Origin of the sequence: Methylophilus sp. QUAN (assembly GCF_015354445.1) — a bacterium.
Lineage (GTDB): Bacteria > Pseudomonadota > Gammaproteobacteria > Burkholderiales > Methylophilaceae > Methylophilus.
Genome location: NZ_JADKYT010000001.1, coordinates 1,651,789 through 1,678,066, shown reverse-complemented (window position 1 = coordinate 1,678,066; position 26,278 = coordinate 1,651,789). Strand labels below are relative to the sequence as shown.

Below are 26,278 nucleotides of genomic sequence, written 5' to 3'. Positions count from 1 at the left end.
AAGCTATTGATGTTGAGTCCCGTGAGCGACATTAAATAGATGCACGCCGAGCATTATTAAACAGTCAACAACTGCATCAGGACCGCCCCATCCCCAAAGTACCTCTTGACCTTGCAGGTGCGTATCAATTTGATAAATGGGCATTCTTTGTAAAGGGGAATAGCGAAATGTGTTTGCGGGGCGTTTCAACTTGCCCGTCTTTTGATCAATAACTTTAGGGTGAAAGTCGAAGCGATTGCCATGAGCGATGCCATTGCGAAGATGACGAATCATTTGGGCCTCTGGGCATGGGTCAAAGTAATTATGCTCACCCAAAGCATCACCCACAGCGAGTAGCGCCCCGGTCAACCAGACTTTATCAAAGGCCTGAGCAGTTGTTGGTCTTTGATTTATTTCCAGGAAGTGGTTGAACCATATGGTCATATCAGTGCCGTCACGCCGCGGAATACGAAGAATTGGAACGTTCTGACCAACTTCAATGCCAGGAGAGAGATCAATGGCTCGGGGATGCCTTGCAACATACATGGCAGCAACATGTGCAAAGTATTCGCTTGTCATATCTTGCGCCAATGTTGCAACTCTAAGTGCATCATGATTAACAATGTTTGGATTCATTATGAATGCCTAAGTGAAGGTTCACCCCGTCCTGAAGTTGCAGGCAAGAAAATTAAAACTCACTCTCAGCTAAGTCGTATGTTTGTATATTTCCATCGTCAACAGTGTATAAAGTTAGCGTGTATTTGCTAAACTGAGTTCCAGTTTCCATTTCTGTTTCTATCAATTCAAATGATTCTGCCCTAGACAGCTGCCCGTTGTCTAAATCTCGATAACGAATATCGTATTTTCCCTGTGTAACATTATTTAATGTGAATTTTGAAAACGCAGGGATAAAAAACTGGCGAACAGGAAACGATTTGTCATTCTCCAGAGCTACTAACTTCACGAACACATCAGAGTCATTTTTAGTGTTGTCCACTGTGACAGTAGAATGGCCGTGGGTATGAACTTTGGGATAGCCCTGAACATAACCTGCGGTCTTTGGCCATGGTTTACCATTCGGAGCTTTTGACGGTCGCTCATAGGGCCCTACAAATTCATCATTGATTGTTACCCTCTCATAATTTATAGGTGCTGGCGGTTCAGATGAATAGGGAGGTGTGTCCGATTGAATGCTTTTTGGCTTAGTTTCAGAAAAGAAAATTAATCCAATGAGTAAAAATACATACCAATATTTGATAGCAAAATAAATGACACTAGAAAATGTCACACCTTGTGTGTACGAACCTTGGGAACTCTCAGCAGGTTTTGTTGCTTGAGGTTGCACATCTTCCTCTGTGTTAGATGGTGACGGTGAATCCTGACTTCCATTGCGTGTAGACTTGGCTGATTCCTTCTCAGCAATCCATTCGTCATGTTCTTTACGTTGTACCGGATCGGATAAAACCTCGTACGAGCCATTGATGATGGCCATAATCTTTGAGGCTTCTGGATTATCTGGATTTCGGTCTGGGTGATACTTTTGTGAAAGTGTCTTATAGGCAGCTCTGATGACCTCTATGGGCGCGTTCCTGGCCACTTTGAGGTTGTCGTAATGGGTGTGTACCTTTTTCATTTTTTATTGTGCAGAATGTATGTTTGGTTGTACGCATCAAATATTACATTTACAAATAAAAAAGCCATAGAGCTTTCGCATCTATGGCCCTTAATACCAGCTATGATTAGCTGCTAAATTTCAAAAAACCTAACAGTGAGCGTTTTGGTTTATCATCAATCCATGTATCGCCTACATTGCGGCGAATCTCATGAATGTCACGATGAAACTCAGCCCGAGCTTGAATCTTAAAATCTTCGCTCAATTTCTCTTCGCTCACTAATGGATCCTTCAGAGATTCACGAGTAATAAACTCGTTCAGCTTTACTTCACGACCATCACCTTGACCACGCAACATTGCGGCAACGCTACGGATATCATGTCTTGCGAAATCAACCATAATTAAATTCTGTTTGCTCATCTTGATCCACCTTTCTCGTGTTCTTAATTACAGTTAAACATGAGTTTTCGTGAAATCAAGAGGCAAATTAAGAAAAGTTGCCAGAAAAAACATTGTTCAAAGCATCGGCTTCATCATCATCTATGACCTGAACTTCACCCACGTCGACAGCAAGAGATTTAACTACATCGACCTTTGTAACAGGAGGCTCAATATCTGGACTTTTCGCAAATGCCGGCGCTGCATCGATACCGTTTTGGCGAGTCATCATTAAGCCAATTGTTGCTAGATGCAGTATCCTTGAGCCATCCACACGCTTTTTGGTCTTTTTCATCCTCATGTAATCTTCATAGATGTCCGGAAATAAATCCGGGTCTATAAGAATGTTGATACGTAATGACTCGGCCATAATTTACACCAGGCTTCGATTTTGATTTTGAGGCTTAGCTGCTTTCATCATTTGCCTGATACCAGCTTTCTGGAAACCCATAACATTTGCGAAAACAGGTTCATCTGATGTTAGTACGTTATGACGGGGAAACCTGTCGCGGATAATATCAATGAAAAATGGTGTCCCACCTCCTGCCACCATGATGTTATCAATGTCGGCGCCGTCGCCAACGCTATTGAGCAAATTGCCAACAGCTTCGTTTACAACACCGTTTGCGCGATCCTTATACAAGGACAAATCAATTTCTTTTCCGAATATCCGCGGTGCTGTGCCTTCACGGAGAGCATCGTCCAGAATCTTAAATACACCATTAATATCAACCTTTTCCTTGGCAGAAATTGATTCAGCCATGGCGCGAATTACTGCAGACATGCCTCGGAATGCTGATCCTGACCGGTTAGTGTTTGGCATCATCCCTTTGGAAACCAACCAGTCAAAAGTAAAGAAGCCTGGATCTATTACCAAGTTGTTCTGTTTTTTGAATTGGTCGCTGGCTGCGGTTGAGGCGCTTGTAATCGTATCTGGATAAACGTAGTTAAAGTAGGCACCCAATGGCTGTGGAATAACGCTAACGCGGTTTACCTTGATAGTTTTTCCACCTGGTAGGTTAAACGTCTTGGTCAGCAAAGCCTGCATATCTTCACGGTAGAGCATATAGGTGCTAACCGGCAGACCACAAACCAACAAATCAATTTCTTTGCGGTCGCCCAGGTCGTCATACATATAGTTCAAGGCGCCTAATACTCTGGCCATATATGGAGGCGTTTTGCAGAAGTCCTTATCCAAGTTTGTTGTTTCATCATAGGTGCCTTGAGCAAGAGCTACATCGTAACCAACCTCATAAGAGGTTCCGTCTACTTCAACGTGCACTGTACGACGGCGAGACATAAAGCCACCCGAAATATCCACTTCGTTTGAAATCACTGCGCGTGATGCAAATTTATCGCAGATCGGCCGCACTGCCATGCTGCTATGTTTTTTAACGAACTTCACATTCCCGTAACCAACATCGAGTGCTCTAACAATACTATCCATGACATTTCCCTCATAAAAATGGTACTCAGATGGTAATGGAGAGCATTTTTTGATGTGTTGTTAGATAACCGAGCAATTGAGCGCCTATCCAACACAGTTAACGCTTATAAACGTCATATAAGCGTTAAAGGGTGCCTTGAATTGGGTCTCCATTTTAGTTGACGCGTATAAGCGTCATGTAAGCGTTAACTGTATGAAAACCACCTTAAATTGTTGCACTTCAAATTCTTTGACGCTTACAAGCGTTTAGCAATATTTTCTCTATTAGAGTTCAACAGAGAGTGACCACCAAATCCAATACCCATGCGGTCTCCAAAAGACTTTTCAATAGTGAATGTCCAGATAAGACCTGTTTTAAATATTTGACACTCTGCGGTTTTTTTGTGTATTCTTGCTCTCAGTGGCGTAGTTCTCCCGATATGAACTAGTGCATAGCTGATGCGCTTAAAAATACCAGCATTCCAAAATGCGCTGATTCCGATATGGACAGCCAGCGACTCAGGGGATATATCGCTTGAGTTGCCATCCAAAGTAATACCCCGTAATCCCACGATTACCATTCAGGACATTCACTGTCCAAAATCAATCAGCACTGAACGCTATAGGGCTTTGCTGAACTCGCCATTGATCTAATGGCACAGAACACTTCTTAACCACACTCACGAACCGGTGCATACCATTGCGCGTATGGCTGGCTTACGCAGGGCTGCCCTATAAAAAATTGGGCAACGATGATAGATCGTTTAAGCATGCGTACGAAGATGTAAGGCTAGTCCCTGCTTGTTAGCAGAGCGGGAGGGCGATTAGCTGTGTGGTGGTCACTTAATTTGGTTGTTTTCCTAGTTTTGACGATAAAAACTAGCGATGCTCACTCAACGATGTGTTGGGTGCCTGGATGAATTGTAATTGGTACATCCGGATTCGTATTGAGCCAGAAACGGCAGATATGATTGCGAGCCAGATCCTTACGGTAAACGCTTAATTGCCCGGCCTTGATGAAGGCTAAATCATCGGTGTCCAGTTGCGACATCAATGCCAACGAATACTATTAAGAGGTGATGTACATGCAAGACCTACATCAGACGAAAACCAAATCTGCGCCTAGCCCTGTAAAAGGGAAGGGCAGTCACCGCTATGGGTGGAAGACAGAACTGCAAGAAATCATAGATAGCAGTAACCACATGTCCGTGAATGGAGATAGACGTGTAGGGCGGTTGACCAAGCAGGCAAGGATAGAAAAACTCTATCAAGGCTTTAGTGAGTTGATCGAGCTGGGGTACAAGGTGCAGAACCCGCGCAACTTCACTGAGAAGCATATGCGAGCTTTGGCGTCCCATTGGGAAGGCAAGGGCTTGAGCGCGTCTACGATTCAGAACCGTATCTCCGTGTTCCGCACGTTTGCCGAGTGGATTGGCAAAAAGGGCATGATTAAGCCAAGCGAGTTATACGTCAGTGACCCGGCCAAGGTAAAGCGTAGCCAGGTTGCGCAACGGGATATGTCATGGACGGCCGCTGGCTTTGATGTCGTGCAGAAGCTGCAAGAGATCGAGGCGTACTCCAAGCATGCCGCCGCGCAGCTGCTCATGATTCAGGCTTTCGGGTTACGCCGTATGGAAGCATTGAGCTTCAAGCCTAACCGTAACTGGGAGTCCGTCGAGGGCACTGAGCATGGCGCTATCCGCGTGCGGGATGGTACGAAGGGTGGGCGTGAGCGGATTATCGTTGTCCGTACCCAAGCGCAGATCAATGCACTCCAGTATGCAAAGGCCGTGGCCGGGGCGAAACCGACTGCGACCATTGGCTATCCGTATATGACACTGGAGCAGTCCTGCCAGCACTACAACTATGTGTTGCGCAAGTTTGGGCTGACCAAGAAAGACCTGGGCGTAACAGGACATGGGCTGCGTCACCAATACGCCAATAACAGGTTTGAAGAGTTATCGGGTAGAGAGTCGCCAGTGCGTGCTCAAGAACTGCCTGTGCCTACGAGTCCGGCGGCTGAAGCTGACGTTCAATATGCCAAGGCGCGGGTGAGTGAGGAACTGGGTCATAGCAGGACAACCATCACGGCTGCCTATATTGGCAATGACCGGCACCTCAAGCAACAAGAGAAGGTGAGGGCGGCGGCGGTTAAGGCGGCAACAAATACACCAAGTCCGAAAAAGACCTCAAGAGTGAAGAAAACAATTGAGGATGGTCGTCAGGGCTTACTTGGTTTATTCGGAGGTAACTAAGCATGGATCAAATCACCCCAAGCCTGTTTGCGGAAGATGGAACGGTGACACAGGTCGCCTCTGAATTATCTGGAGTGTACATTCCAGAAAAAACGCCCACGGAGGATGCGGGCGTTGAAGGTAAAACAGAGCAAGTCCATAAAGTACCAGAAAAGGTGAATGCCACAAAGGAAATCTACGATGCCTTGCAGCGTGCCTATGACTTTTACAACGAACGCCTGTTTGACGGTAAGCTCCCGGGCGCTCTGATTGTCATGTCCAGAAAGAAAACCAGTCGTGGTCATTACTCTCCTGGAAGATATACCAACAAAGATGGGGTGCCAGCGGATGAGATTTCACTGAACCCTGAGTTCTTTGCCGTTCGGTCGGTGGAAGAAGTGCTCAGCACACTAAGTCACGAAATGGTACATAGCCTTCAGTACCATTTTGGCCGTGACGTTCGCTCTGGTTACCACGATAAAGAGTTTTCGGAGATGATGTATGAGATCGGCCTGATTACCAGTAGCACTGGTTTCCCGGGCGGCGATAGGGTAGGTGAGCGCATGTCGCACTACATCGCTGAGAACGGCAAGTTTATCATGGCCACCCGCGAGCTGCTAGAGAGCGATTTTGGATTGCTCTGGTATGACAGGTATCCAAACCTGACTTTAATGCGTGCGCCGTCCATTGATGACATTAAGCATGCTGAAGATCAGAGAAAAGAAGTTGAGGCAGAGGTTGAGAGGCTAAAAAACGAGTCGGGTAAGGGTAAGAGTACCAGAGGGCGAAAAAAAACGCCCGTATTGAACATTCAGCCAGCCGCCGTGAGTACCCCTGCCATCATCGTAGAGAAACAACTGTCTGCTGCGATTGGCGCCGACATCGTGCACGTGGATCCAGTCGAAGTGTTGAGCAACCCCGACATGCACACCAAAGTCGCGGCAAGACTGGTAAAGAGGCAAGTCGCCCGGGCCAAGTCCGGTAAGCGCGTGAAGTATACCTGCCCATCCTGTCACGACAGCGCATGGGGAAAGTCCGAAATGGTACTTATCTGCGGACGCGATGGTTGCGGTCACGCCAAGTTTGTCGATGCGAAGGAATTGAGCGATTCCGAAATGGACACTGAGGATGACGTTGATTTAGCGGATGCCGATGATAGTCTGGATAAATCATAAAGGACTTATTTAGGTATGGATCACAAAACGTTAACTGAATTGGGCGTGAAGTGGCTCAAGCGGCCAAACTCTCAAGGCGGCCATGGCTGTATCGTGGCGGCGCGTGAGTTGCGCAGTGGGTGGGATGGCGAGATACCGGATGCCATCGGCTTCAGAATTAATGCCAATGCGGTCATCAGTATTGTCCTGGAGGCCAAGGCCACCCGGGCAGACTTTCTGGCCGACAAGCATAAAAAGCACCGGACGGCTGGCATGGGGCGATATCGCTATTACATCTGCCCGACTGATTTGATCAAGCCGGAAGAGTTGCCTGAGAAGTGGGGCTTAATCTATGCCAATGAGCGTGGCCACCTGAAAGTTGTTGCCGGGCCAGCCAGTAAGATCAAGGATGGCTACGTCAAATACAATGAGGCGCTGCGTGCGGATATGTTCGAGCCAGACTGCGACCGTGAGCAATGGTTGCTTGTACGGTTGCTGTCCAGAGTGGGCGATGTCGAGCAAATGAACGAGTGGATTAAAGAGTCCAAGCGCCAGGCCACCCGCTACCTGACCGAGAACATCAAGCTTAAAGAAGATTTAAAAAACAGAAACCTGGAGTTGATGCAACTGAAGCTGAGCCAGAAAGACCCTACTATGTTTAACGAACGTGGTGTCCTTAAAAGACATGAGCGTGAAGAAAAAGCCTCATGATCAAAAAACTACTTTGGTTGTGTTTCGCACATGGCTATTCACATAAAGACTTTCCTCGACGCCTACGACGCATTTTTGCAGGGACAGAATTCCATCGAGCCTGGCTGTCAGGTCGACTTGGCGTATTCACTGACGTGAAAACAGGCAACCGGCATGGTGTTTGTGGCGAATACAAAGGATAGGTATGGCCAGCAAAGAAGATGATTTATTAGAAAAATACACAAGCACCTTCAATGAGGTCGCAAGGTACAGCATACAGATGCAGTACAAATGGGTTAAATATGGCGCGTTTATTGATAATCTGCCATATGAAGATGCAAAGATTGAAGCAAAACGGCTTGAGTACGAGTTTAGGGACTATAACGACTGGCAAGGCCCGTTATGGGGGAACATGTTATTCACTGTCCAGTTGGAAAACGCTAATGAAGCCAGGAAACATTTAACCACCGAAATGGATAAATTCAGGAAAGAGAAGGCATACAGCACTTTGTAAGATGCCAGCTATTGACTATCAGTTATTACGCCATATGATGAAATTATCTAGATTAGTCTCCTAGATAAGCGTTGTAACGGCCCGGGTAGATTTGCACTGCTCGGGCCAATCTTTTGATATTGACTGAAAGGCATAATATGACTGAAGACCAAAATGCATTACTTGTGTTTTCCGAAGAGCTGGGCGAACTCGCCTTGGAGTTATTGGCACTGCAAAACCATGTGTCGAAGGCCATACGCTTTGGCATTGATGAACAGCGCGACTTGCCGACAAGCAACCGTGACCGGATTTCCGCTGAATGGAATGACTTACTCGGCTCACTGCAAGTGCTGGCCAGCCGAGGCATTGAGTTGAAGCCGGACATCGCGGCGATCACCATGAAGGTGGCGAAAGTTGAAAAGTACAAAGAGTACAGTAAGCAGCTGGGCCAGGTAGTCTGACCAGAGTTATCCTTCAGGATAATTTATACTGCAAGCTAATTTAACCGGGGGAAGCATGCAGCACTTCGTAATTGAAAGCACTGGAAATGACTTCAACTTCATTACGCCTGAAGGATTGATTGTCAATGAATCGTACCCAGGACAGAAAGAGCGTGTTCGCTGGCGTTTGATTATTGAAGTGCTCACAAATGTCATGTACGTCGAACCAATACTGGACGAAACCGACACTCTGGCGTCATTTTTAGAGCGGGCCTGGGCAAAAAAGGATTACTGCCTATTTCAAGGGCGCCCAAATACTCTTTACCTTGCAAAATCAGTCAGTTCAATTTCCGAAATGGAAATTGAAAAACTTGTTAGTAAAGGCCCTATAGAGATACTGGCGGCGCCAAAAAGTATGGCAAATATGAGTGGTCATGTAACCGCTTGGTCACGTCAGCTGCTTTATTTCTCTTTCGAATTTAAAGAGGGTATGCATAAAGACATGTTCAGGCAATTCGTTCAGGATTTGTTAAGCCTGTTGATATTTAAGCGGTGGGACGTACAGAAGCCAAAAAGCCAACGAAAATTCAATATCGATCACGATATTTTCTATGCCCTGGACATTTTGGAAGTTCATCGCCATTCACGGCCAATGAATAATATGGATGTGCATCGCTTCCTAGAGATTAATGATCTGCAGATTGACGAAAACGCCATGCATGATTTCATTATTAAACTTTACGAAATCCAGGAAGGCCAACCCTTCCTTATAGGAAACCTAAGAAAGTCCGAGGTAGAGCGACCGATTTTCATTCATGTTTAGGACGAGTGTTGATTTCCAAAAGCGCCATTCCCTGATTGTTACCCTGAAGAAAGGGTGCCGTTTTCCCGAGGATGGTGAACACGTCAGGGGATTTGTTACAATCCAAGACGCCATGGATAATGTTCGTGCCAGCCAGATGTGCAAATGCAATACGTGCATATCAACTGGTTACAGATAGGGGGTTGTGTTTGGATTATTACAATGTGTTGAGCGTTTCTGTTGATGCAACAGATGAAGAGATTCGGATTGCCTACAAAAGAGCCGCGATGCAATGGCATCCGGACCGCCACAGGGAATCTATTGATAAAAATGAGGCTGAGATTAAATTCAAGGAAATTCAGCAGGCATACAACACGCTCAGTAATCAGATATTGCGAGATAGATATGATAGATTGCAATGCAATCACGGAACACATCAAAGTCCAAGAGAGCAAGAACGAGAGGATGAAGAATTTGATTCATGGCGTGAGCGATATTATCCAAGAGGTGGCAATGTAAAATGGAAAACAACCATCACCTTAGATGTTGCATTGAATGGCGGAAAAATAAGCTACACAAGAAAAGAAGTGAGAATTTGTCCTGATTGTGATGGTGTAGGTACTTATCTGGTTGGATGTAAACATTGCGGATCGACAAGCCGGAGTGGTAGATCATATTGTAGGTTTTGCAATGGGTTTGGTCAGACTCATCAATATTGTAAAAAATGTGATGGCGATGGCCTCGTTTACGAAACGATCACCAATCAAATTAACATACCAAAAGGTGTAGTTGATGGCAGTGTTCTAGTGGTTAAGAAACTGGGTAAACAAAGTAAATACTTTGAATCTGGTGGCGTAAATGGTGACCTTGAAATAAAAATAACTATTAAATCAAAGGATGGATTTAAGTTTACCGGTATGGATGTAACTGGCAGCTTAAAAGTGCCATACAGTTTAGCTTTACTAGGTGGGTCTACGGAAATAGATCTACCGACTGGTAAAAAGGCACTTGTTAATATTCAGCCAAGGACAAATTCAGGTAAAAAAATAAGATTATCAGGAATGGGATTGGTGAATAACCTGGGTGAATCTGGTGATCTGATACTGAGCGTATTGATTGTATTGCCTAAGTCAAAAAGACGGCTAACAGATGAACAAATAAAGACCATCCTGGATTTGGAAGCCTAAAAGAATGGATGCGTACAATCTATATAACTATCGAAACTAAGATACCTGTCAGACCAGAGTAAATCTGGTAAAATTGTTGCGTGGTGACCGACACCGCGCCTCCCGCACTGGCGAAGTTAACTAACATCGAGTTGTGAATTGAATTGTGTCCAATTTTTTTCTTGAAGAATGCAATGAAGCGGGATAGTTGCCTTTAACAAGGAAAAACCATGGCATTTCCAATATCTCCAGTAGTCCCACCATCTATTGATCGTGCAAAAAAAGTTGCCAAGCAGCTACACGAAATCTATCCACATTTTCAATTATCAAAATTACAGGAAGTCACAGCCAAACTTATGTTTTGGGATGACTGGCATGCACTAACCAATGCAGTAAAATCCGACCTAATCCCTGGACCTTTTGATGAAGATATCTCAGAAGGTGAACTTAAAGAAAGAGTAAGAGAACAGTCCGAAATTCTTTTCCTTCAGATGCATAAGCCACTTCCTTTTAATGATCGGCACAACCCTGATACAGATAGCACCGGTTTCAAGTGGAGCATTAAACTAGCGGTAGAAGCCATATATGAAGTTTCCCCTACTGCCAGGAAAGCCGTCACTAGAAAAATTGGTGAAGAAATTTTTTTAGTTAGTCCAAATAGTAAATGGATGTCAACGCTGCCTCAGCGACTGGCAAAGTGGTGGAGGCTAAATGTGGAAGATCAAACAATTGTGGCAGACACCCTGGAGGGATTTAAATTAAACGTTGATCGTAAAACCAGTATCTTGAGATTAGGTCAGTATTGGGGCGCTCTCTGTAAAGCGTATGCTCAAGTGATACCGATGGTGCTTACCTTTGGCATTGCTTATATTTTAGGCCAACGATTTGCCATGCTTGAGCTCTACGAAAGGGATGATTTCCAGCAATTTTTATCAGAAAAATTGGAAAATTGTTCTGAAGATGATTTCAAGAAATTAATATCTCCCTGGATAGAAGCGCAACTTAATTTAGCGATTAATTATTTTGAAGTCTATCCAATTGAGGAAATAAAAGAACTATATATAGAAAATCATCAAGGCTTTATGGAGGCTGGATCTAAGGCATTTAGCTTACTAACAGAGCAAGAAGATAAATAAATTTAGACCATCCTTCTTGATTACCCTAAATCTTGTTATAGGATTAAATTATCTAGATTCCTCTCTCTTCTAGATAAACGTTGTACCGGCCCGGGTAGATTTGGACTACTTGGGCCAATCCCTAAAAACTGGGATGCCGTGTGTATAAAAAAGGACCATCCGAATGTATAAATTAACTGTCGCTGCAGTGGTGATATGCGGCACACTTTTAGCAAGCTGCAATTTCAACAAAATGAGTCCAGAAGAAGCTATTGCGTACCAGGCTGACCAGCTTATCAAATCGGCCCGTATACTTTATATGGATGAGCCTTCTATCCCAGATGGTGAGCTAACAAAAAATATTGTGTTGGCTCGCATGGTCTATAGAACTGATGATGATTCCTTAAAAGAGCAATCTTTCGAAACTATTAGAAATAATGATGCAATACATCTCATTTCTCCAGATTATGCTGAAAATGTTATTAGAAATAGTTATGGCGGGTTGGTTAGAATAATGAGCCAAGCCGGAAAAATTACCGTTGTCTATACTAAAGTGCCGCCGGACGTGGACTGCAGTGGAATAAAGAACGTCCGTTGTTTTCATGAAAAGTCATGAAAATTTAACGCTTAACAATTTGTTGCTAGGAGCCTTTAAATGACAATCCCAACTCTTGATGCAATCAAAGCACTCGATGGCCGAATCTTTGCCATGTTGACTGAGGAAGAGCAAGCTATATTGAACTTCTATAGAGACCAAGGCAGAAAGTTTGATGTTTCAGTTTCAATTCTCAATGAGTCCGACCCAATTGAATTGGCATTGGCAAGGTCTCGTGAGCAAGCTGATACCATTATGAAAAAGGCTAATAGTCGTGTAAAGATTGTTATTGGGCCAAAGGCAGAAATTGCTTGGAATGCACGTAAATGAGAAGGTAGAAAAAGTGATTATTAAGTTTTATTCATGCTGAGGATGCGTGTTGCTTTCTAAATGCGCCATGTTAGATTGAAGTTATCAATCAATATGTAAGCGGTTAATGATGAAGATACTGGCAGACAAATGCCCACACTGTGGTGGACGAAGCGGATTCTACACAAACATGATCAGCTCCTGTAATCGGTCTTATCAATGGAACGGGAATGAGATCGATACAGATAATTTCAGAATCACCAGTGAAAGTAAACCCAAGTGCAGTGATTGTGGTGAGCCATTGAATAAGGTTGTCAAAGTTAAAGCCGTTACAAGCTGGAATGATGAAATCCAGAGTTGAACAATCGGCCGCACGGGCTGAAGGGACTAAGGCAATGACATTTAAAGAACAAAAGAAAGACTGTGCCTATTTATTCGATTGCTGTCACTGTGGTGGAGCGGATTGCGGGTGCCCTTATTGCTTCGATTGCAAATCATGTGACCAGTGCAAGAACGAGTCTGGTGTATGTGAGAACATTGCATACAATGACTAATACAAAAACTAGAACGCGATTTGCGTCTAGCCAAACAAGGTACGAAAATGACTGACTTAATTGAGGCGTACAGCGCCAATCAAGCTTTAAAAGCAAACTTTGAGGCTTCGGACAAAGCCTTTTATGAAAAGGTGTGCAACGTACTGGATGGCCTTTATGGAACTGCAAAAAATGATGTGAGAGGCTTGGGCATCATCAAGCTGTGTATTGATATCCAGCCTGACTTTAAAAGCTGGCTTGAGGATAAATTCTACAAATATGAAGGTGGCACTGTTGATATCGAGGATGTTAGTTCGTTGGGTACCAGCGTTATGCTTGTTTTGGGCTACGATCAATCTCGATATGAAGTAATGCCGGTTATGAAAAGGTTGAAACAATAAAGGGGAAACCATGAAAAAACGATTCTTATCAATATTGATTGCTGCTTCAACAATAGCCCATGCTGGAGAAGCTACAGAAGTAGTCTTAGATTCAGAAATTAAGGACACCGAATATACGGCCACTATTATTGGCTCACCTAATTGCAAGATGCCAGTGAATTTAGGAACTCCTAAAAAGGGTGACTGCGAAATTAAAAAAGGATCATTTCAGACTGGCTGGAAGCTTGTTAAGGTCGGTGATACTTGTTACCGAGACGAAATGAGACTGGTTGATTTTAATAAAATGCGTACTGGTGAAAAAGCAACTGATTTACCTAATATTAGTTCGAATCGCAAAGAAGTTAAATGCCCTGTTTGAACAAACCGATATTAAGCTCTAAGCCAGTACCAGGCATTACTCAATCACGATTGATAAAAACTTGCTTCAATAGATGGGGATAGTATGAGTGACGAAAACAGCGGTGGTGGTTTAATCAGCGGTATGATCGCTGGTATTGGATTGGCTGGATTTATTCTGTTGCCATTTTATATTGGGTATCGATATGGCATTCACGTTCTTGCGGGTCTTGTTGCATGCCTGGCAACACTATACGCGTTGTTTTCTCCAACGTTGGTAGCGATCGCCAATGAAATGGGAGACTGTGGAACTTGTTTAGGCGCACCCGCGGCACACATAATCCTCCAATTCGACAAATTTGGATGGTGGTGGATGGCCGGAAGTATGTGGTTATTGTTTATTATGATGTTGGTAGCTCCGTTGTTTAGTGCAGAACAACAGGATAATAATTAAGCTTGCCCAGAATTAAATGATCTGGTTACACATGGCCAATGTCTTGACAGGATAATTATGATCAACAAGAACAACCTGACTTTAATTGTACTGTTGCTGAGCATCGTTATATCGACTCAGCTGCTTCAGCCGGCGGAAGTCCTCCTGGGCAAGGGCACCTTTGGCGGGGAGATGCTGGCCTACCCATTGTCACTGGCCGTGAGCATGATTATGAGCGGTTTTATATTAATGATTGCTATTCTTTTATGGAGATTAGTCATCATGACAATAGATAGGGTTAAGAGTTATGAGTGAGAGTAGTATTTTTCCACAGTACATTGAATTAGGCCTGCCGCAGGAATTTCTCGATATGTGCAAGGAAATTAACACAACGCCGGTTGAAGTCCTGCATGGATTTATTGCTGACCTTTGCTATTTGCAAAATACGGTGGCCGACCCGCGTCCAGATAATTTATCTCGGCATGGATCTGATGAATCACGGTTGGCAAATGATTATTTCGACAGAGTTGGCTACGATTTCTTAAATCAGACTGAATAAAAAAAGTAAGCCAATGGTAACGGTTGGGCCAGTTAATTTAAACGGCTCCTAGCGCGCTATTGGGATGTCTGATATTTGAGTCGTAAAGCGAGGGCTGGGATAATCTTGGCGCATTTTCCAGTCGGGACTATTTCCAAGCGTCCCCACATGCACTACGTTCTTACCCAGCTTTGCGTTTATCTTGTCGAGGGTAGACATCAATGCCTGGCGTTTGCCGTCTGAAGGGACAATACCAAGTAGGTCGGATTGAATGTATCCTGGCGGTGTAATGTCGTCCAGCATGACTCCAGCGCGTCGATATTCATATCCGCTTCGATAAATCTTTTTGAGCAGCCTCATGGCCACAACATTCAGCTGTAGGATGTCGTTGGTAGGCGAAGGCAGCCGGACGGTAATACTTTCGCCATATTTAGGACCGTCGCCAAATTGACTGGTAGATATGTGAACAGTCAATACACGCGCATGAGATCCTTGCGCTCTCAATTTCTCTGCAGCTCGGCTTAAAAAGGTAGACACGGCTTCCTGCAAACTGGACAGGCTTCTTACTGCGTGACCAAAGGATCGGGAGCTCATGATTTGCTTTTTTTCCGCTCGGTCTTCTTCAAACTCTATACATGCGACGCCATTTAGCTCGCGTACTGTTTTCTCCAGAACGACTGAGAACTGTTGCCTGATAAACTCAGGATCGGCATTTTTGAGGTCTTGAACAGACAGTATTCCCAGCTTATTGAGGCGTAAAGCGTAACGCTTTCCGACGCCCCAAATTTCTGAAACATCAGTTAAGCTGAACTTTTCGATTAATCGATGAGGTTCCCACTCGTTTAAATCAACTACGCCTTCAAAATTGGCATCTTTTTTGGCGATGTGATTTGCTAACTTGGCCAGGGTAAGGGTTTCTCCTATTCCAACGCAAACGGGCAATCGCAATTCTTTCTTACATCTGTGCTTGATCTCCATTGCACGCGTTACATGGCGGCCTGGTATGCCTGTGCAATCGAGGAAACTTTCGTCAATGCTGTATAAAAATTGGTTTGGTGAATATTCACCTATGAGATTCATGAACTTGGTGCTTACTGAAGCATAGAGCGCATAGTTGCTACTCAGTGCCACCACATCTCTGAGTTCAGGATCGTTTTTGATTTGGAAAAAAGGCGTTCCACGTTTTATCTTGTGTTTTGCTTCTGCATTTAAAGCCACCACACATCCGTCATTATTGGAAAGAACGACTACAGGTTTCCCCCTCAGTGTAGGATCAAAAGCAGTGTGCGCTGATACATAAAACGAGTTGCCATCAATTAAGTAATAGCTTTTCTTCATCGTCTTTTCAAGCGTTTCATCTTGCTTATGACAACCCCAACCAATCGCAACTCCTGCATGTCCTTAAAGTACATGGTGGGGTAGTTTGGGTTGCCAGGAATAAGACAATGCTTTCCAAGGTACTTTACGGTATAACCTTCGTCGGTTTCAGCGACAACGATATCCCCAACATGAGCTTCGATTTTGGTATCGGCAACGATGATGTCTCCATCGAAGATTTCCGCTTCAATCATACTGTCGCCCTTGACGCGCAACAGCATGGCCGCATTTGGATTATCAATTAGGTATTCGGTGGGGTCGATGTCACTTTCAATATAGTCGCTGGCTGGGTTTTCAAAGCCTCCGGCCCGCACAGCGGACGCGTACAAAGGAAGTTTGACAGGTTTGCCTGCTACAAGGTTGTATATCGCGCTGACATTGTTCAATGACACATCGGCAAGTTTCTCAGCCCTTGCAGCTTCAAAATCGACTATATTGTTCAGCTTGGAATCCATGGTGAGGATTTTACCGCAGTTGAAATTGTCTGTCTGTAAGAGAGAAAGGATGTGCCTATGTGCGGTGGCGTTGAATTCAGGGTTCCCGGTAAAGTAGAACCAGTCCGGACCTACTTTCCAGTTCCTTTGGCACGACTGCCAATCCAAGGTAGAGATCAGCCTGTGGTATGGGGGCGTCGCCAGGGTGAAATTGATGGTAGTCCTTTGCCAGTCACCGGCTGGGCACGTCAAGATTCAATAGATCATCACAAATGGGACCGTTTTAACCCAACGATTGCTTATCTGGAAGTTGATAAGTTCATGGAAAAGGCTGCCCATGAAACGATTGATCCAGAACATCCAAAAAGGAAACCAAGCAGAAAGTCATATTGGTTTGATTTGAAAGACGGTGAAGCTATCGAAGCCTTGCTTGTGCGCACGCCACAGGGTGAAGAAAGAGTTTATGTCGTAACAGTGCCCACGCCGGCTGAATATTTTGAGCTGATAGAGCATGAGCGTTGGCCAAAGGTTGTGCGGCTGTAAATTTTGACGGAGAAGATGATGGATAAATTCAAAGCTCAGGAAGTGGTTGACGAAATTGAGGCTATTTGCAAAAAACATAATGTAGCTCTTATTGGAGGCAGCATAACCGATGGCTTGTATGGGGAAATACAAATAATTCATGTCGATGATTTAACAGATATTGAAATTGACCATTTATCCAGTGGGGACACCCCATATTTGAATAAAGGCTACACCGTTGTAAATGGAATTAGTTAAGGCAGTATCTTGAAGATGAGAATTTTACTGATAAGGTAAATTCATTTTTATCAGGAGAAAGTAAATGTCAGTATTCCACCCGAGTATTCAAGTAAAGCATTCACAAAAAATTGCCTGGCCCAAAGCAAATACCAATGGCCAAACTCTAATTGCAAATTGTTGCGGCATAGATACTAAAAAAATGGAGCCGTCCAATTTATTTGTCGCTCTACCCCAGCGCAATGGTAATGTGGAAAGAATTTGCGCTGTCACTGGTGAATATCAGGTCACCATGCAGTTAAGAAGCAAGGCAGATAATGTCCGGTTTGTTCAAAACATAAACGTAGGGTTTGAAGATACTACGTTTGGAATTAAGTGTTTCATGGACCAGACCGGGCTGGAAGAGTTGACTAAACACTAAGTCAAAAAATACAAAGTTTGTTTGACTAAAGGCTTACTAGTTAAGCCTTTTTTCATTTGCTTTGTGACATTGCTTTTGCAAATACGGATGCTACTCTTAATTCATAGCTAATTTGGAGTAGATATGACAGGCAATCAAAACTGCATCACTTACTTAAAGGGAGATGCAACAAACCCAAAGGGTAATGACCCACGGATAATCGTTCACATATGCAACGATATCGGCAAATGGGGAAAAGGCTTTGTGCTGGCTATTAGCAAGCGCTGGAAGTCACCGGAGGCTGTATATCGAGCAGCATTTTCTTCACGCCAAAATCCTGGCTTGGGTGAAGTCCAATTTATTACTGTCGACGTGAATTTAGTTGTGGCGAATATTATTGGCCAGTCGGGGATTCGTACCCCTAGCGATACAAAATCACCGGCGCCGATTCGGTATGCTGCCGTCAGAAAGGGACTTCAGGAGGTTGCAGAATTCGCCAAACAGGAAAATGCTTCCGTGCACATGCCACGCATTGGGTGTGGACTGGCTGGTGGGCGCTGGGAAGTAATAGAACCAATCATCATTGAAACCCTGATAGAACAGGGTATCAATGTGTGTGTCTATGATTTTTAAGGCCCCGCATCAACATGATTGCGATTGATTTATTTGCCGGAGCTGGAGGATTCAGCGAAGGTGCTAGACAAGCGAATGTCACTGTTAAATGGGCTGCCAATCATTGGCGCCAAGCTGTAGACATTCATAGTGAGAACCATCCAGAGACGGAGCATGCTTGCCAGGATCTTCAGCAAGCGGACTGGAGGTTAGTGCCGAAACATGATGTCATTCTGGCATCCCCTGCATGTCAAGGGCACAGTCCTGCCAGGGGAAAAGAGCGCCCACACCATGACGCATTACGATCAACGGCTTGGGCAGTCGTTTCCTGCGCTGAATACCACCGAACACCGGCAATTGTTGTAGAGAATGTGCCTCAATTTACAGAGTGGCAGTTGTACCCAGCGTGGCTGCATGCAATGCACAGTCTTGGATACGCAGTTGCACCACACATCCTGGATTCAGCAGATCACGGCGTGCCACAACACCGAGAGCGCCTATTCTTAATTTGCACACAGTCAAAACACCCGCTAGAACTTAATCTGGAGAGACGTGAGCATCGCCCAATAGGTGAGGTAATTCAATGGGATTCAGAAAAATGGAAGCCAATTGAAAAGCCAGGCAGAAGTAAAAACACCTTGTCGCGTATCGCGGCTGGCCGAGCTAAATTTGGCGATAGATTTGTAGCTCCATATTATTCAAAAGGTAGCGGTTTGACTGGTCGAAGTATTCACCGTCCGATAGGGACAATAACCACCCGCGACAGATGGGCTGTTGTAGATGGTGATCGCATGAGAATGCTACAAATACCTGAAGCCAAGTTAGCTATGGGGTTCTCGCCAGAGTATAAGCTGCCGAGAACTCATAAAGATGCAATGTTCATGCTTGGCAACGCTGTTTGTCCACCACAAGCGAGAGATATCCTAGTCGCCTTGCGGGCAGCAGCATAACCTGACCGTAAGCCGGAAGCATAACCCGGCATTGAGACGGAAGTATTAAGTGGCCGGTTCGAGTGGCGAGATTCGCTGGAGATATTGATTTACAGAATTCCAATGATAGTTTGGTGCTATCAACAAATTATGGGATTAAAAAATGAAAATATCATCCTTCCGAGAAGAGTTAAAAAAACTGATGCCAGGATATAACTGGACAGTACATAAGTCTCGCGATCCAGAAGAGTTTGTTTCTGCAACCGGTATTCAGTCCAGTGGAATGAATCGCATGTCTACCCTGTACGTCGAAAGACGTGAATACGAAGGTGACGTGATCTATACGGCCAAAAGCTCAGGCTTTGGTACTCATTCAGCTTGGTTGTCAGAGCATGATAGTACAACGCTCGCGAAGGCTCTACGCGGTTTACAAAACCACTACGAGAGCACTGCTACCAAGTTCCGCGTTCATGCAGAAGCATTGGCAAAGGGGCGTCAATGCGCAGATGGAAGTGAAAATGTGCCAGATGATGATGGTGCCATGCCTAATATCCAATTAACGCGCTCCCCATGGTCTGAGACACCCTGGTTTGTTATTCAGGCACCAGACGGAAGGTATTGCATAGCCAACACTGTTGATGGTCAAGAAGGATCGTTCATAACTGGTTCAGAACAGGTCACTCAGACTTTAGACGACGCTTCCAGGATTGTTGATTCAGTAAATGCAATGCATGGCATTGACAATCCTTTGGAGTGGTCCAGCCAAGCTCGTAATAAATTCTATGAAGCGGACCAATTAAATAAACGCCTCTTAAAGCTTCGTTCAGTCATGTCATCCTTGGACAGGTATGAGTCTCACGAAATTTCTAGCATTGTCGCTGAAGCCATAAGGCTAGACGATCTGGCCGCAAATGCTCCAAGTTACCTCAGATAATAAGGCTTTGAATACCTGGGCCTTGCTTGCAGAAGAATAAGCTGGCAGTAAGCCGGACGCATAACCTGGCATTGAGCCGGAAGTATTAAGTGGCCAGTCCGTTAGCTTGATTTTAGCAATCTGAATGCTAGGCTGAATTCAATACCTACAACTTTAGGCATATTGAGATGAGTGAAAATAGCAAAATTGAATGGACGGATTCAACTTTTAATCCTTGGATGGGTTGTACCAAGGTTTCCCCGGCTTGTGATCACTGTTACGCCGAGAATCTAATGGACAATCGTATGCACACAGTCCAATGGGGTAAAGGTCAGCCACGCAAGCGGACCAGTGCAAAAAACTGGAAGCTTCCTCTGCAATGGAATGCAGAGCCGTTCTATCAGTGCACGGGATGTGGTAGACGCGGTACTGAAGCTGAACTATACGAGACGGATGAGAGTATTTGCGATTGCTTTAGGCTCATGGAGAAAACACGTAGACGTGTGTTTTGCGCCAGTCTGGCAGATGTGTTTGACAAAGAGGTCGACCACGAATGGCGTGCCGACTTAATCAAGCTAATAGAGGCAACGCCTAATCTTGATTGGCTATTGCTAACAAAGCGCATCGGGAATGTCGTATCGATGATTGAGGATGCAACCGACCTCGGCAGGAACTCAATGTGGGGGCATGGAGAGTGGCCTGAAAATGTTTGGCTTGGAATTTCAATTTGCAACCAGTTAGAAGCTGATCGAGATATTCCCAAACTATTAGCTATCAATGCAAAAGTAAGATTTTTGAGCGTTGAGCCACTGTTAGGGCCAGTTTCTTTACGGTGGCTTGCAGCTTGGCCAGAAAATGCTCCAGCAACTGCCGAGAATCCTTATGGTAATGGCGTCACTAATCAATTAGACGGTCTGCGTAGACTGGATTGGGTCATCGTGGGAGGTGAAAGTGGACCTCATGCGCGTCCAATGCATCCTAAATGGGCACAAGACTTACGGGATCAATGCGAAGCAGCTGGCGTACCGTTTCTTTTCAAGCAATGGGGTGAATATGCGCCATCAAAGCTGGCTTATGACCTGGTAACGGAAAAAATACTACCTAATGTTGAATCCTGTGAGGTTGATGATGCCCCAGAGGTTGCCTGGCCAGATGGAACAATTGCACACGGGCGTGCCAGTGACCATGGCGGCAAGGGAGTATTTCTTGTCCGTTACGGAAAAAAAGAGGCTGGTCGAGTGCTTGACGGGAAGATTTACAACCAATTCCCAAGGGAGGCCCATCTTGAAGGTCAGTGATTTAATCAAAAAACTGAAGAAACTTCCCCAGGACGCAGAGGTTGTGTGGCGTGATCACGATCATTCCTATTCAGAATTTAACAGCATTGTGCATGAGGCCCGCGAAGTCGAGGAACTGGAGCCTGTTTTAGGGTTAGGAAGGCCAGTTGTTTCGCTATCGGGCATATAGCCTAATTAATAGAGCAAGTATGGTTGTACAATTTGAGTAAATTAAGGATATTTATGGAACAAGAAGCTATAAAGTCACCAATTAAAAGTGGCTGGCGTGGGAATATCAACGGGCATATCGAAGCCACTAATGGCACATCGATTGCAGTCGGCTCCGTCACTCTAAATTTGGATCAAGAAACAGCCTGGGCATTGGCAAACCAGTTATCTGATAGGGCCATTGCCGCAGGCAACGCGGTCGAGGGTGGGCAGGTATTGGCATTATCAAATCTTGGCGCCGCTTTGGGACGTTTAATTGACCATCCAAGTGCCAATAATGGCGGCCGCAGTGTCATCAAATAAGGGCAGTGTTCTTAATAAAACCTGTTTTTGCTTTGTAATCAACCTTGATTTTGAGATGCCAGATGCTTATCTTTGCTCCAACTTAATTTTTCTGGCATACAGCTTTAAATGATAGCTCTGGGCAACCCTCAAGAAGTAGCAGTCGATATTTTTTCTCGAATCAAGTGGAATTTCAAAACGGATGGCACCCCGCATTGTTGCCCTCATTGTGGTGGGGAGGTGTTCTTTCAGAAGATCACGTTCACAAGCCGGGATGTCTACAACCAGGCACCCGTGATCAACCGGCAGCATCTACCCGTAAACAATGCTAATGAGATGTCAGTCTTTTGCGACTCATGCAAACGCAGGCTTGGTTCTATCAAGGAAAAACAAGCGGCATAGCCAAACAATAATAGCGCAAGCCCAGCGCCTATAAAGTCCACAACCGACGCCAAAAATCATTTTCAATATCGCCCCGTTTTAGGCTCTTTGTGGCCTTGATTTTGGGTATCCCGGTGCTAATCTGAACTCAAGTAAATCCTAATGAAAAGGACAATAAATGAGTCAAGATTACGTCAAGCTGGAACAGACTTTTAACCGTCTGGCCACAGCAATTAACCCGATTGCAGACAAGCAAACCACCGATGATTTAAAACAGTTGAGCGCAGTGATCGCAGAGGTCCGGCATGCAGCTCAACAATTGAAAGATGGTGCTGACATTCTGGACGTTGAATGCCGACTGATGCGTAGCCTATTTCTTAAGTCTAGTAAGGTGGGGGAATGATAATGGGGCACCCACTCTTGGCAATCGAACCTAAGCCTACAAAACCGTTCAGGATCACCTTCACCGGTGCTGACGATCAAACTAGCATTCAAGACATGCTGGCCCTGGTCAAAGATTACCCGATGGTCGAGTTTGGCATCCTGTTCTCCCCAAAACGCACCGGCACAGCCAGATACCCATCTTTGGAATGGCTGGAACGTGAGGTTTTCCCGAACGCTGATAATTTGGCACTGGCAGCCCACTTGTGTGGGGGAGACAGTAAAGAGGTGCTGGAAACTGGTAAATCCAAGCATGACTTTATTCTGAGCTGGTACTTTGACCGTGTTCAACTCAATACAACTGCCCAAGACATTGATTACCGTATGGTGAACGATTGGGCCGTTTCAAACTTCGTTTTCCCGATTCTTCAATGCCGAGGCCCATTCCCGGACGTGAAAGACGTTCTCTGGTTATACGATGTGTCCGGCGGCGAAGGAATTACCCCTGATTCATGGCCAGAACCATTAGAACATGACATCTGCGGTTACGCGGGCGGTCTACGCAAGGAAAACATCCTTGCAGTGGTTAATCAGGTCGGTTTGATGTCGACTAATTACTGGTTGGACATGGAAAGCGGGGTGCGTGATGCGCAGGGCAATTTCAGCATCGATATGTGCCGCGAGATCTGTGAGCTTGTTTTCGATAACTAGGGAAGGGGTGTGCTATGACTGAAGCTGTCGTAATCGAAGATAAACAGATTCCAATTTACCCCTTAACCATTGTGAATTGCTCTGGTGACACTGAATGCTACATGAGCAAGGGGCATCAGGATTTCAAGTCTTTCATGGACTCTATGCGCGAGTATGGCTTTGATGAACTGGGAGACTGGTCTGCACCAAGCCACCAATGGTGGCGCACTGTGCCTGATAGATCAGGTGAATACAATGTTGTTTATGTCCTTGCTGAACCGCACTCGCGGGGCGCGTTTCCGGTAACCGTCATGGAACGAAGGTAAGGTACTGAGTATGGAATTAAACTTTGAAGCTGCTGAAGCCGCACGCCACAATGGTGTAGAAATTACGGCTAAAAATCTGAAAACCGGCAACCTGTATCAAGTGATCGGTGGGGCATTGGATTGCACAAACGCACATGACGGGCAGAAAATGGTTGTTTACACTCGCGATGGAGAATTATTAGTCCGAGAGAGCGCTGAGTTTTCGCAAAAATTTGCCTTCAGCTGTTATCCGGCACCGGTGGCAAACGCTGAGCTAGAAGAACTCAAGCGTAAGGCTGCGGCATTTGATGCCATCAATACACCTGAAATTGAGGATTTCTTGCAGGCCGTCAAAAATGAGGCACTGCATCAGCGTGATCGCTGGGGTAGTAAGCACGACGAAGGCAAGAGTGATGCGGATTGGTTCTGGCTTATAGGTTATTTGGCTGGTAAAGCAATCAGGCCGGAGGCAGGCCCAGAAAAGCAATTGCACCATATCATCACTACGGCAGCAGTTCTTTTGAACTGGCACGCAGCGAGAGTTGGGGCATTCTTAGAAATGCGGCCAGGAATTGAGTCTCCAGAGGCGGGGGCACAAGATGATTAATTCATTAGAAGATAAAGCCAGAAAGTTTGCAGCTGAGGCGCACGGAAACATCAACCATCGCAGAAAATACACTGAGGAACCGTACATCATTCACCCGGCGGCGGTAGTGCAGCTAGTAAGAAGTGTTCCTCATACAGAAACGATGCTGTGCGCTGCATGGTTACATGATGTCGTTGAGGATACGCCAGTCACTCTGTCTGAAGTGGAATCTGAGTTTGGCCCGGAAGTGGCAGCATTGGTTGAACAACTAACCGATGTTAGCAAGCCTACGGACGGCAATCGCAAGGTCAGGAAGGGGATTGATAGGGAACACACCGCAATCGCGTCTCCTGAAGCCAAAACAATCAAACTGGCAGACCTGATAGACAACTCTAAGAACATTATCGCGCATGACCCTACATTTGCACGCGTCTACCTGGCTGAAAAGGAAATGCTCTTGCAAGTGCTCGTGGAAGGTGATCAAACGCTTTGGAATCAGGCGAACGATATCTTGAGGGCAGCAAAGGGATAACGACCGATGTCTAGCCAGGAAAAATGCACTATTCGGCGACCTGTAGCCAAAAATTACCTCGGGCGGTACATCGGTGGCCAGTCATGGATTAAATGCGGCCGCGTGGCTGTAGTTTGCAGTTTGAATAAATGGGCCAAACCTTATTGTCGACAATGTGCTCAAGAAGCTGGAATAATCGAAAGGAAAAGCAATGCAAGCATTTTGGGTTAGTGAAGAATATGAAGTCTATGCTGCACATTCAACCGAAGAGGCCGTTGCCATCTATACTGAAACCGTAGGTGAAACGCCAGAAGATGGCTTCCCGCGACTGTTAACGGATCCTGAACTCGACAAAGAGTATCAAGATATTGATGAAAATGAGCAACCAACTGGACAGACAATAACAATTCGCAAGTTGTTGAGCGAGGCCACGACCAGCGGCTACCTGTGCGGCGGCCCGTATTAGAAGTTTTCGTAAAAAATCTGGTCCACATTGGACAGATTGTCCGTAACCAGAACGTTGATACTACGTACTACCTGGTAACCGATTTTGTTTTTCACAATTTTGAGATATCGGCCGTATCTGGCGGCTGATATTTCAGTCTTCGAACGTATGGCCAGCATCTTCACCTGGTCTGAGAAAACCCTATTTTTAATGATCTCTTTGACCTCTACAGGTTCAGAGTACGCCAGCACGTAGGTATTTTCAAAGCTTTCCCTCGTAACCCGGTGTGGATAGCCGGAATCTTGTAAAAGGCTATTTATCAGCTCATCAAGGCTCATTGCTGCGGTCATCAAAGTAAAGTAGGCATCTATGATACCAGCCGCTTAAATTCCATTTAAGACATTAATCATTAAATGCATGGTTGAATAGGCTTTGTTTGGCGCTCTTTACGCCATTGATTTTGTGTGACCGGATGCTAACCTTAAAGCAATCAATTTAAGCGGTTAAGAGCATGGAAAATCTATATGAACCAGTCAGCATGATGGATGTGATTAGTGCGCTGAGACAATCAACGCAGGCCCTCGATCCGTTTGATCATAAGGTACAGATAGCAGTGAATCAGAGATTGGTATCACGCTTGCTAGCCAGCATCAACGTGGTAAAGCTGCCGGCCGAGGTTGAATTGCAGGAAGGTGAAGTATTCGTGGGCGGCCTGATTAATGCTCAAGGGGAGGGGAATTACATTGTCCTGCTACCTGGTGACGTCCACCGGCTCTTTGACCAGCGTTTGGATTGGGCAATTAACAAGGGTGGGCTGATACCAAACATGGTCGAGCTGGAATTATGCTTCAAAAACTGCCGTGAAGAATTCACAGCCGATTTTTACACTACGTGTGATGAGTGTGAAAACAACGAAAATTATGTGTTAGTAAAAAACTTCGGCAATGGTGCAGTTACAACCCAGCACAAGCTGGATTGGTGTAACGCCAAGGCCATACGCAAAATTCCATTCAAAACATCTAACGCTTAGAGATATTTCACGGTATATTTATTTAAAGTAAATTCATTTATAG

At 45.1% G+C, this 26,278-nt stretch carries 39 protein-coding genes; 30 read left to right on the top strand and 9 right to left on the bottom strand.

What is annotated here, in order from left to right; all coding sequences use genetic code 11:
* Positions 1-3: 3 nt before the first annotated feature.
* From INP79_RS08465 to INP79_RS08440, 6 genes are all read right to left on the bottom strand, one after another.
* Positions 4-615: a hypothetical protein gene (locus INP79_RS08465; RefSeq protein WP_194753744.1), complete on the bottom strand. Its 612-nt coding sequence runs from the start codon at positions 613-615 to the stop codon at positions 4-6.
* A 52-nt stretch (positions 616-667) separates the two neighbouring features.
* Positions 668-1,612 (bottom strand): J domain-containing protein, encoded by a 945-nt coding sequence (locus tag INP79_RS08460; RefSeq protein ID WP_194753743.1) that lies wholly within the window; start codon positions 1,610-1,612, stop codon positions 668-670.
* A 106-nt stretch (positions 1,613-1,718) separates the two neighbouring features.
* Entirely contained in the window at positions 1,719-2,012 is a 294-nt protein-coding gene (locus tag INP79_RS08455; protein ID WP_194753742.1) for a hypothetical protein, read from the bottom strand.
* Between the two features lie 67 nt (positions 2,013-2,079).
* The gene (locus INP79_RS08450) at positions 2,080-2,400 is read right to left on the bottom strand and encodes a hypothetical protein (protein ID WP_194753741.1); all 321 of its coding nucleotides are present in this window, start codon (positions 2,398-2,400) and stop codon (positions 2,080-2,082) included.
* 3 nt (positions 2,401-2,403) lie between these two features.
* Entirely contained in the window at positions 2,404-3,477 is a 1,074-nt protein-coding gene (locus tag INP79_RS08445; protein WP_194753740.1) for a PRTRC system protein D, read from the bottom strand.
* 236 nt (positions 3,478-3,713) lie between these two features.
* Complete coding sequence (locus INP79_RS08440) at positions 3,714-4,007, bottom strand: hypothetical protein (protein WP_194753739.1); 294 nt, start codon at positions 4,005-4,007, stop codon at positions 3,714-3,716.
* A 651-nt stretch (positions 4,008-4,658) separates the two neighbouring features.
* Between INP79_RS08440 and INP79_RS08435 the strand changes: the two genes are divergently transcribed.
* The 15 genes from INP79_RS08435 to INP79_RS08365 all read left to right on the top strand — a co-directional run bounded on the left by INP79_RS08435 (position 4,659) and on the right by INP79_RS08365 (position 14,716).
* Positions 4,659-5,711: an integrase domain-containing protein gene (locus tag INP79_RS08435; protein WP_194753738.1), complete on the top strand. Its 1,053-nt coding sequence runs from the start codon at positions 4,659-4,661 to the stop codon at positions 5,709-5,711.
* A 44-nt stretch (positions 5,712-5,755) separates the two neighbouring features.
* Positions 5,756-6,865, top strand: coding sequence for a SprT-like domain-containing protein (locus INP79_RS08430; protein WP_194753737.1), 1,110 nt, complete (start codon positions 5,756-5,758; stop codon positions 6,863-6,865).
* Between the two features lie 15 nt (positions 6,866-6,880).
* Positions 6,881-7,555: an adenylosuccinate synthase gene (locus tag INP79_RS08425; RefSeq protein WP_194753736.1), complete on the top strand. Its 675-nt coding sequence runs from the start codon at positions 6,881-6,883 to the stop codon at positions 7,553-7,555.
* Between the two features lie 184 nt (positions 7,556-7,739).
* The gene (locus INP79_RS08420) at positions 7,740-8,048 is read left to right on the top strand and encodes a hypothetical protein (RefSeq protein WP_194753735.1); all 309 of its coding nucleotides are present in this window, start codon (positions 7,740-7,742) and stop codon (positions 8,046-8,048) included.
* 137 nt (positions 8,049-8,185) lie between these two features.
* Entirely contained in the window at positions 8,186-8,488 is a 303-nt protein-coding gene (locus INP79_RS08415; protein WP_194753734.1) for a hypothetical protein, read from the top strand.
* Between the two features lie 55 nt (positions 8,489-8,543).
* Positions 8,544-9,290, top strand: coding sequence for a hypothetical protein (locus INP79_RS08410; RefSeq protein WP_194753733.1), 747 nt, complete (start codon positions 8,544-8,546; stop codon positions 9,288-9,290).
* A 188-nt stretch (positions 9,291-9,478) separates the two neighbouring features.
* Positions 9,479-10,456 carry a DnaJ C-terminal domain-containing protein gene (locus tag INP79_RS08405; RefSeq protein ID WP_194753732.1) on the top strand — a complete coding sequence of 326 codons (978 nt, stop codon included), beginning with the start codon at positions 9,479-9,481 and terminating at the stop codon, positions 10,454-10,456.
* A gap of 209 nt (positions 10,457-10,665) precedes the next feature.
* Positions 10,666-11,571 (top strand): hypothetical protein, encoded by a 906-nt coding sequence (locus INP79_RS08400; protein WP_194753731.1) that lies wholly within the window; start codon positions 10,666-10,668, stop codon positions 11,569-11,571.
* Positions 11,572-11,734: 163 nt separating this feature from the next.
* Positions 11,735-12,166 (top strand): hypothetical protein, encoded by a 432-nt coding sequence (locus INP79_RS08395; protein WP_194753730.1) that lies wholly within the window; start codon positions 11,735-11,737, stop codon positions 12,164-12,166.
* 39 nt (positions 12,167-12,205) lie between these two features.
* A complete protein-coding gene (locus tag INP79_RS08390) occupies positions 12,206-12,475 on the top strand; it encodes a hypothetical protein (RefSeq protein ID WP_194753729.1) in 270 nt (89 codons plus the stop codon).
* Between the two features lie 580 nt (positions 12,476-13,055).
* Complete coding sequence (locus INP79_RS08385; RefSeq protein WP_194753728.1) at positions 13,056-13,388, top strand: hypothetical protein; 333 nt, start codon at positions 13,056-13,058, stop codon at positions 13,386-13,388.
* 10 nt (positions 13,389-13,398) lie between these two features.
* Positions 13,399-13,746 (top strand): hypothetical protein, encoded by a 348-nt coding sequence (locus tag INP79_RS08380; RefSeq protein ID WP_194753727.1) that lies wholly within the window; start codon positions 13,399-13,401, stop codon positions 13,744-13,746.
* An 84-nt stretch (positions 13,747-13,830) separates the two neighbouring features.
* Complete coding sequence (locus tag INP79_RS08375) at positions 13,831-14,178, top strand: hypothetical protein (RefSeq protein WP_194753726.1); 348 nt, start codon at positions 13,831-13,833, stop codon at positions 14,176-14,178.
* Between the two features lie 57 nt (positions 14,179-14,235).
* Positions 14,236-14,472, top strand: a complete 237-nt coding sequence (locus INP79_RS08370) for a hypothetical protein (protein ID WP_194753725.1) — start codon at positions 14,236-14,238, stop codon at positions 14,470-14,472.
* The gene (locus INP79_RS08365; protein WP_194753724.1) at positions 14,465-14,716 is read left to right on the top strand and encodes a hypothetical protein; all 252 of its coding nucleotides are present in this window, start codon (positions 14,465-14,467) and stop codon (positions 14,714-14,716) included. The genes INP79_RS08370 and INP79_RS08365 overlap by 8 nt, the downstream gene beginning before the upstream one ends.
* A 48-nt stretch (positions 14,717-14,764) precedes the next feature.
* On the opposite strand, the gene INP79_RS08360 is transcribed toward INP79_RS08365, so the two are convergent.
* Both INP79_RS08360 and INP79_RS08355 read right to left on the bottom strand, forming a co-directional pair.
* Positions 14,765-16,033, bottom strand: coding sequence for a Y-family DNA polymerase (locus tag INP79_RS08360; RefSeq protein WP_194753723.1), 1,269 nt, complete (start codon positions 16,031-16,033; stop codon positions 14,765-14,767).
* Entirely contained in the window at positions 16,030-16,527 is a 498-nt protein-coding gene (locus INP79_RS08355) for a LexA family transcriptional regulator (protein ID WP_194753722.1), read from the bottom strand. Before INP79_RS08355 ends, INP79_RS08360 begins: the two co-directional genes overlap by 4 nt.
* A 57-nt stretch (positions 16,528-16,584) precedes the next feature.
* On the opposite strand from INP79_RS08355, the gene INP79_RS08350 reads away from it, so the two are divergent.
* The 14 genes from INP79_RS08350 (at position 16,585) to INP79_RS08285 (ending at position 25,226) form a co-directional block, all read left to right on the top strand.
* The gene (locus tag INP79_RS08350) at positions 16,585-17,049 is read left to right on the top strand and encodes a hypothetical protein (protein ID WP_194753721.1); all 465 of its coding nucleotides are present in this window, start codon (positions 16,585-16,587) and stop codon (positions 17,047-17,049) included.
* 18 nt (positions 17,050-17,067) lie between these two features.
* Positions 17,068-17,286 carry a hypothetical protein gene (locus INP79_RS08345; protein WP_194753720.1) on the top strand — a complete coding sequence of 73 codons (219 nt, stop codon included), beginning with the start codon at positions 17,068-17,070 and terminating at the stop codon, positions 17,284-17,286.
* 64 nt (positions 17,287-17,350) lie between these two features.
* Positions 17,351-17,686: a hypothetical protein gene (locus INP79_RS08340; protein WP_194753719.1), complete on the top strand. Its 336-nt coding sequence runs from the start codon at positions 17,351-17,353 to the stop codon at positions 17,684-17,686.
* Between the two features lie 123 nt (positions 17,687-17,809).
* The gene (locus INP79_RS08335) at positions 17,810-18,298 is read left to right on the top strand and encodes a macro domain-containing protein (protein WP_194753718.1); all 489 of its coding nucleotides are present in this window, start codon (positions 17,810-17,812) and stop codon (positions 18,296-18,298) included.
* Between the two features lie 14 nt (positions 18,299-18,312).
* Positions 18,313-19,227, top strand: coding sequence for a DNA cytosine methyltransferase (locus tag INP79_RS08330; RefSeq protein ID WP_194753717.1), 915 nt, complete (start codon positions 18,313-18,315; stop codon positions 19,225-19,227).
* 142 nt (positions 19,228-19,369) lie between these two features.
* A complete protein-coding gene (locus INP79_RS08325; RefSeq protein ID WP_194753716.1) occupies positions 19,370-20,140 on the top strand; it encodes a hypothetical protein in 771 nt (256 codons plus the stop codon).
* 167 nt (positions 20,141-20,307) lie between these two features.
* The gene (locus tag INP79_RS08320; RefSeq protein ID WP_194753715.1) at positions 20,308-21,417 is read left to right on the top strand and encodes a phage Gp37/Gp68 family protein; all 1,110 of its coding nucleotides are present in this window, start codon (positions 20,308-20,310) and stop codon (positions 21,415-21,417) included.
* Positions 21,418-21,639: 222 nt separating this feature from the next.
* Entirely contained in the window at positions 21,640-21,927 is a 288-nt protein-coding gene (locus INP79_RS08315) for a hypothetical protein (protein WP_194753714.1), read from the top strand.
* A 538-nt stretch (positions 21,928-22,465) separates the two neighbouring features.
* Positions 22,466-22,690 carry a hypothetical protein gene (locus INP79_RS08310; RefSeq protein WP_194753713.1) on the top strand — a complete coding sequence of 75 codons (225 nt, stop codon included), beginning with the start codon at positions 22,466-22,468 and terminating at the stop codon, positions 22,688-22,690.
* A 17-nt stretch (positions 22,691-22,707) separates the two neighbouring features.
* Positions 22,708-23,379 carry a hypothetical protein gene (locus tag INP79_RS08305; protein WP_194753712.1) on the top strand — a complete coding sequence of 224 codons (672 nt, stop codon included), beginning with the start codon at positions 22,708-22,710 and terminating at the stop codon, positions 23,377-23,379.
* Positions 23,380-23,393: 14 nt separating this feature from the next.
* Complete coding sequence (locus INP79_RS08300; RefSeq protein WP_194753711.1) at positions 23,394-23,684, top strand: hypothetical protein; 291 nt, start codon at positions 23,394-23,396, stop codon at positions 23,682-23,684.
* A gap of 10 nt (positions 23,685-23,694) precedes the next feature.
* A complete protein-coding gene (locus tag INP79_RS08295; RefSeq protein ID WP_194753710.1) occupies positions 23,695-24,270 on the top strand; it encodes a hypothetical protein in 576 nt (191 codons plus the stop codon).
* Positions 24,263-24,781, top strand: coding sequence for an HD domain-containing protein (locus tag INP79_RS08290; protein WP_194753709.1), 519 nt, complete (start codon positions 24,263-24,265; stop codon positions 24,779-24,781). Before INP79_RS08295 ends, INP79_RS08290 begins: the two co-directional genes overlap by 8 nt.
* Before the next feature lie 190 nt (positions 24,782-24,971).
* Positions 24,972-25,226 (top strand): hypothetical protein, encoded by a 255-nt coding sequence (locus INP79_RS08285; RefSeq protein ID WP_194753708.1) that lies wholly within the window; start codon positions 24,972-24,974, stop codon positions 25,224-25,226.
* Here the strand turns inward: INP79_RS08285 and INP79_RS08280 are convergent.
* Positions 25,223-25,558: a hypothetical protein gene (locus INP79_RS08280; RefSeq protein ID WP_194753707.1), complete on the bottom strand. Its 336-nt coding sequence runs from the start codon at positions 25,556-25,558 to the stop codon at positions 25,223-25,225. The two genes, INP79_RS08285 and INP79_RS08280, sit on opposite strands and share 4 nt — an antisense overlap.
* 158 nt (positions 25,559-25,716) lie before the next feature.
* On the opposite strand from INP79_RS08280, the gene INP79_RS08275 reads away from it, so the two are divergent.
* Positions 25,717-26,235 (top strand): hypothetical protein, encoded by a 519-nt coding sequence (locus INP79_RS08275; protein WP_194753706.1) that lies wholly within the window; start codon positions 25,717-25,719, stop codon positions 26,233-26,235.
* The last annotated feature ends 43 nt before the right edge of the window (positions 26,236-26,278 follow it).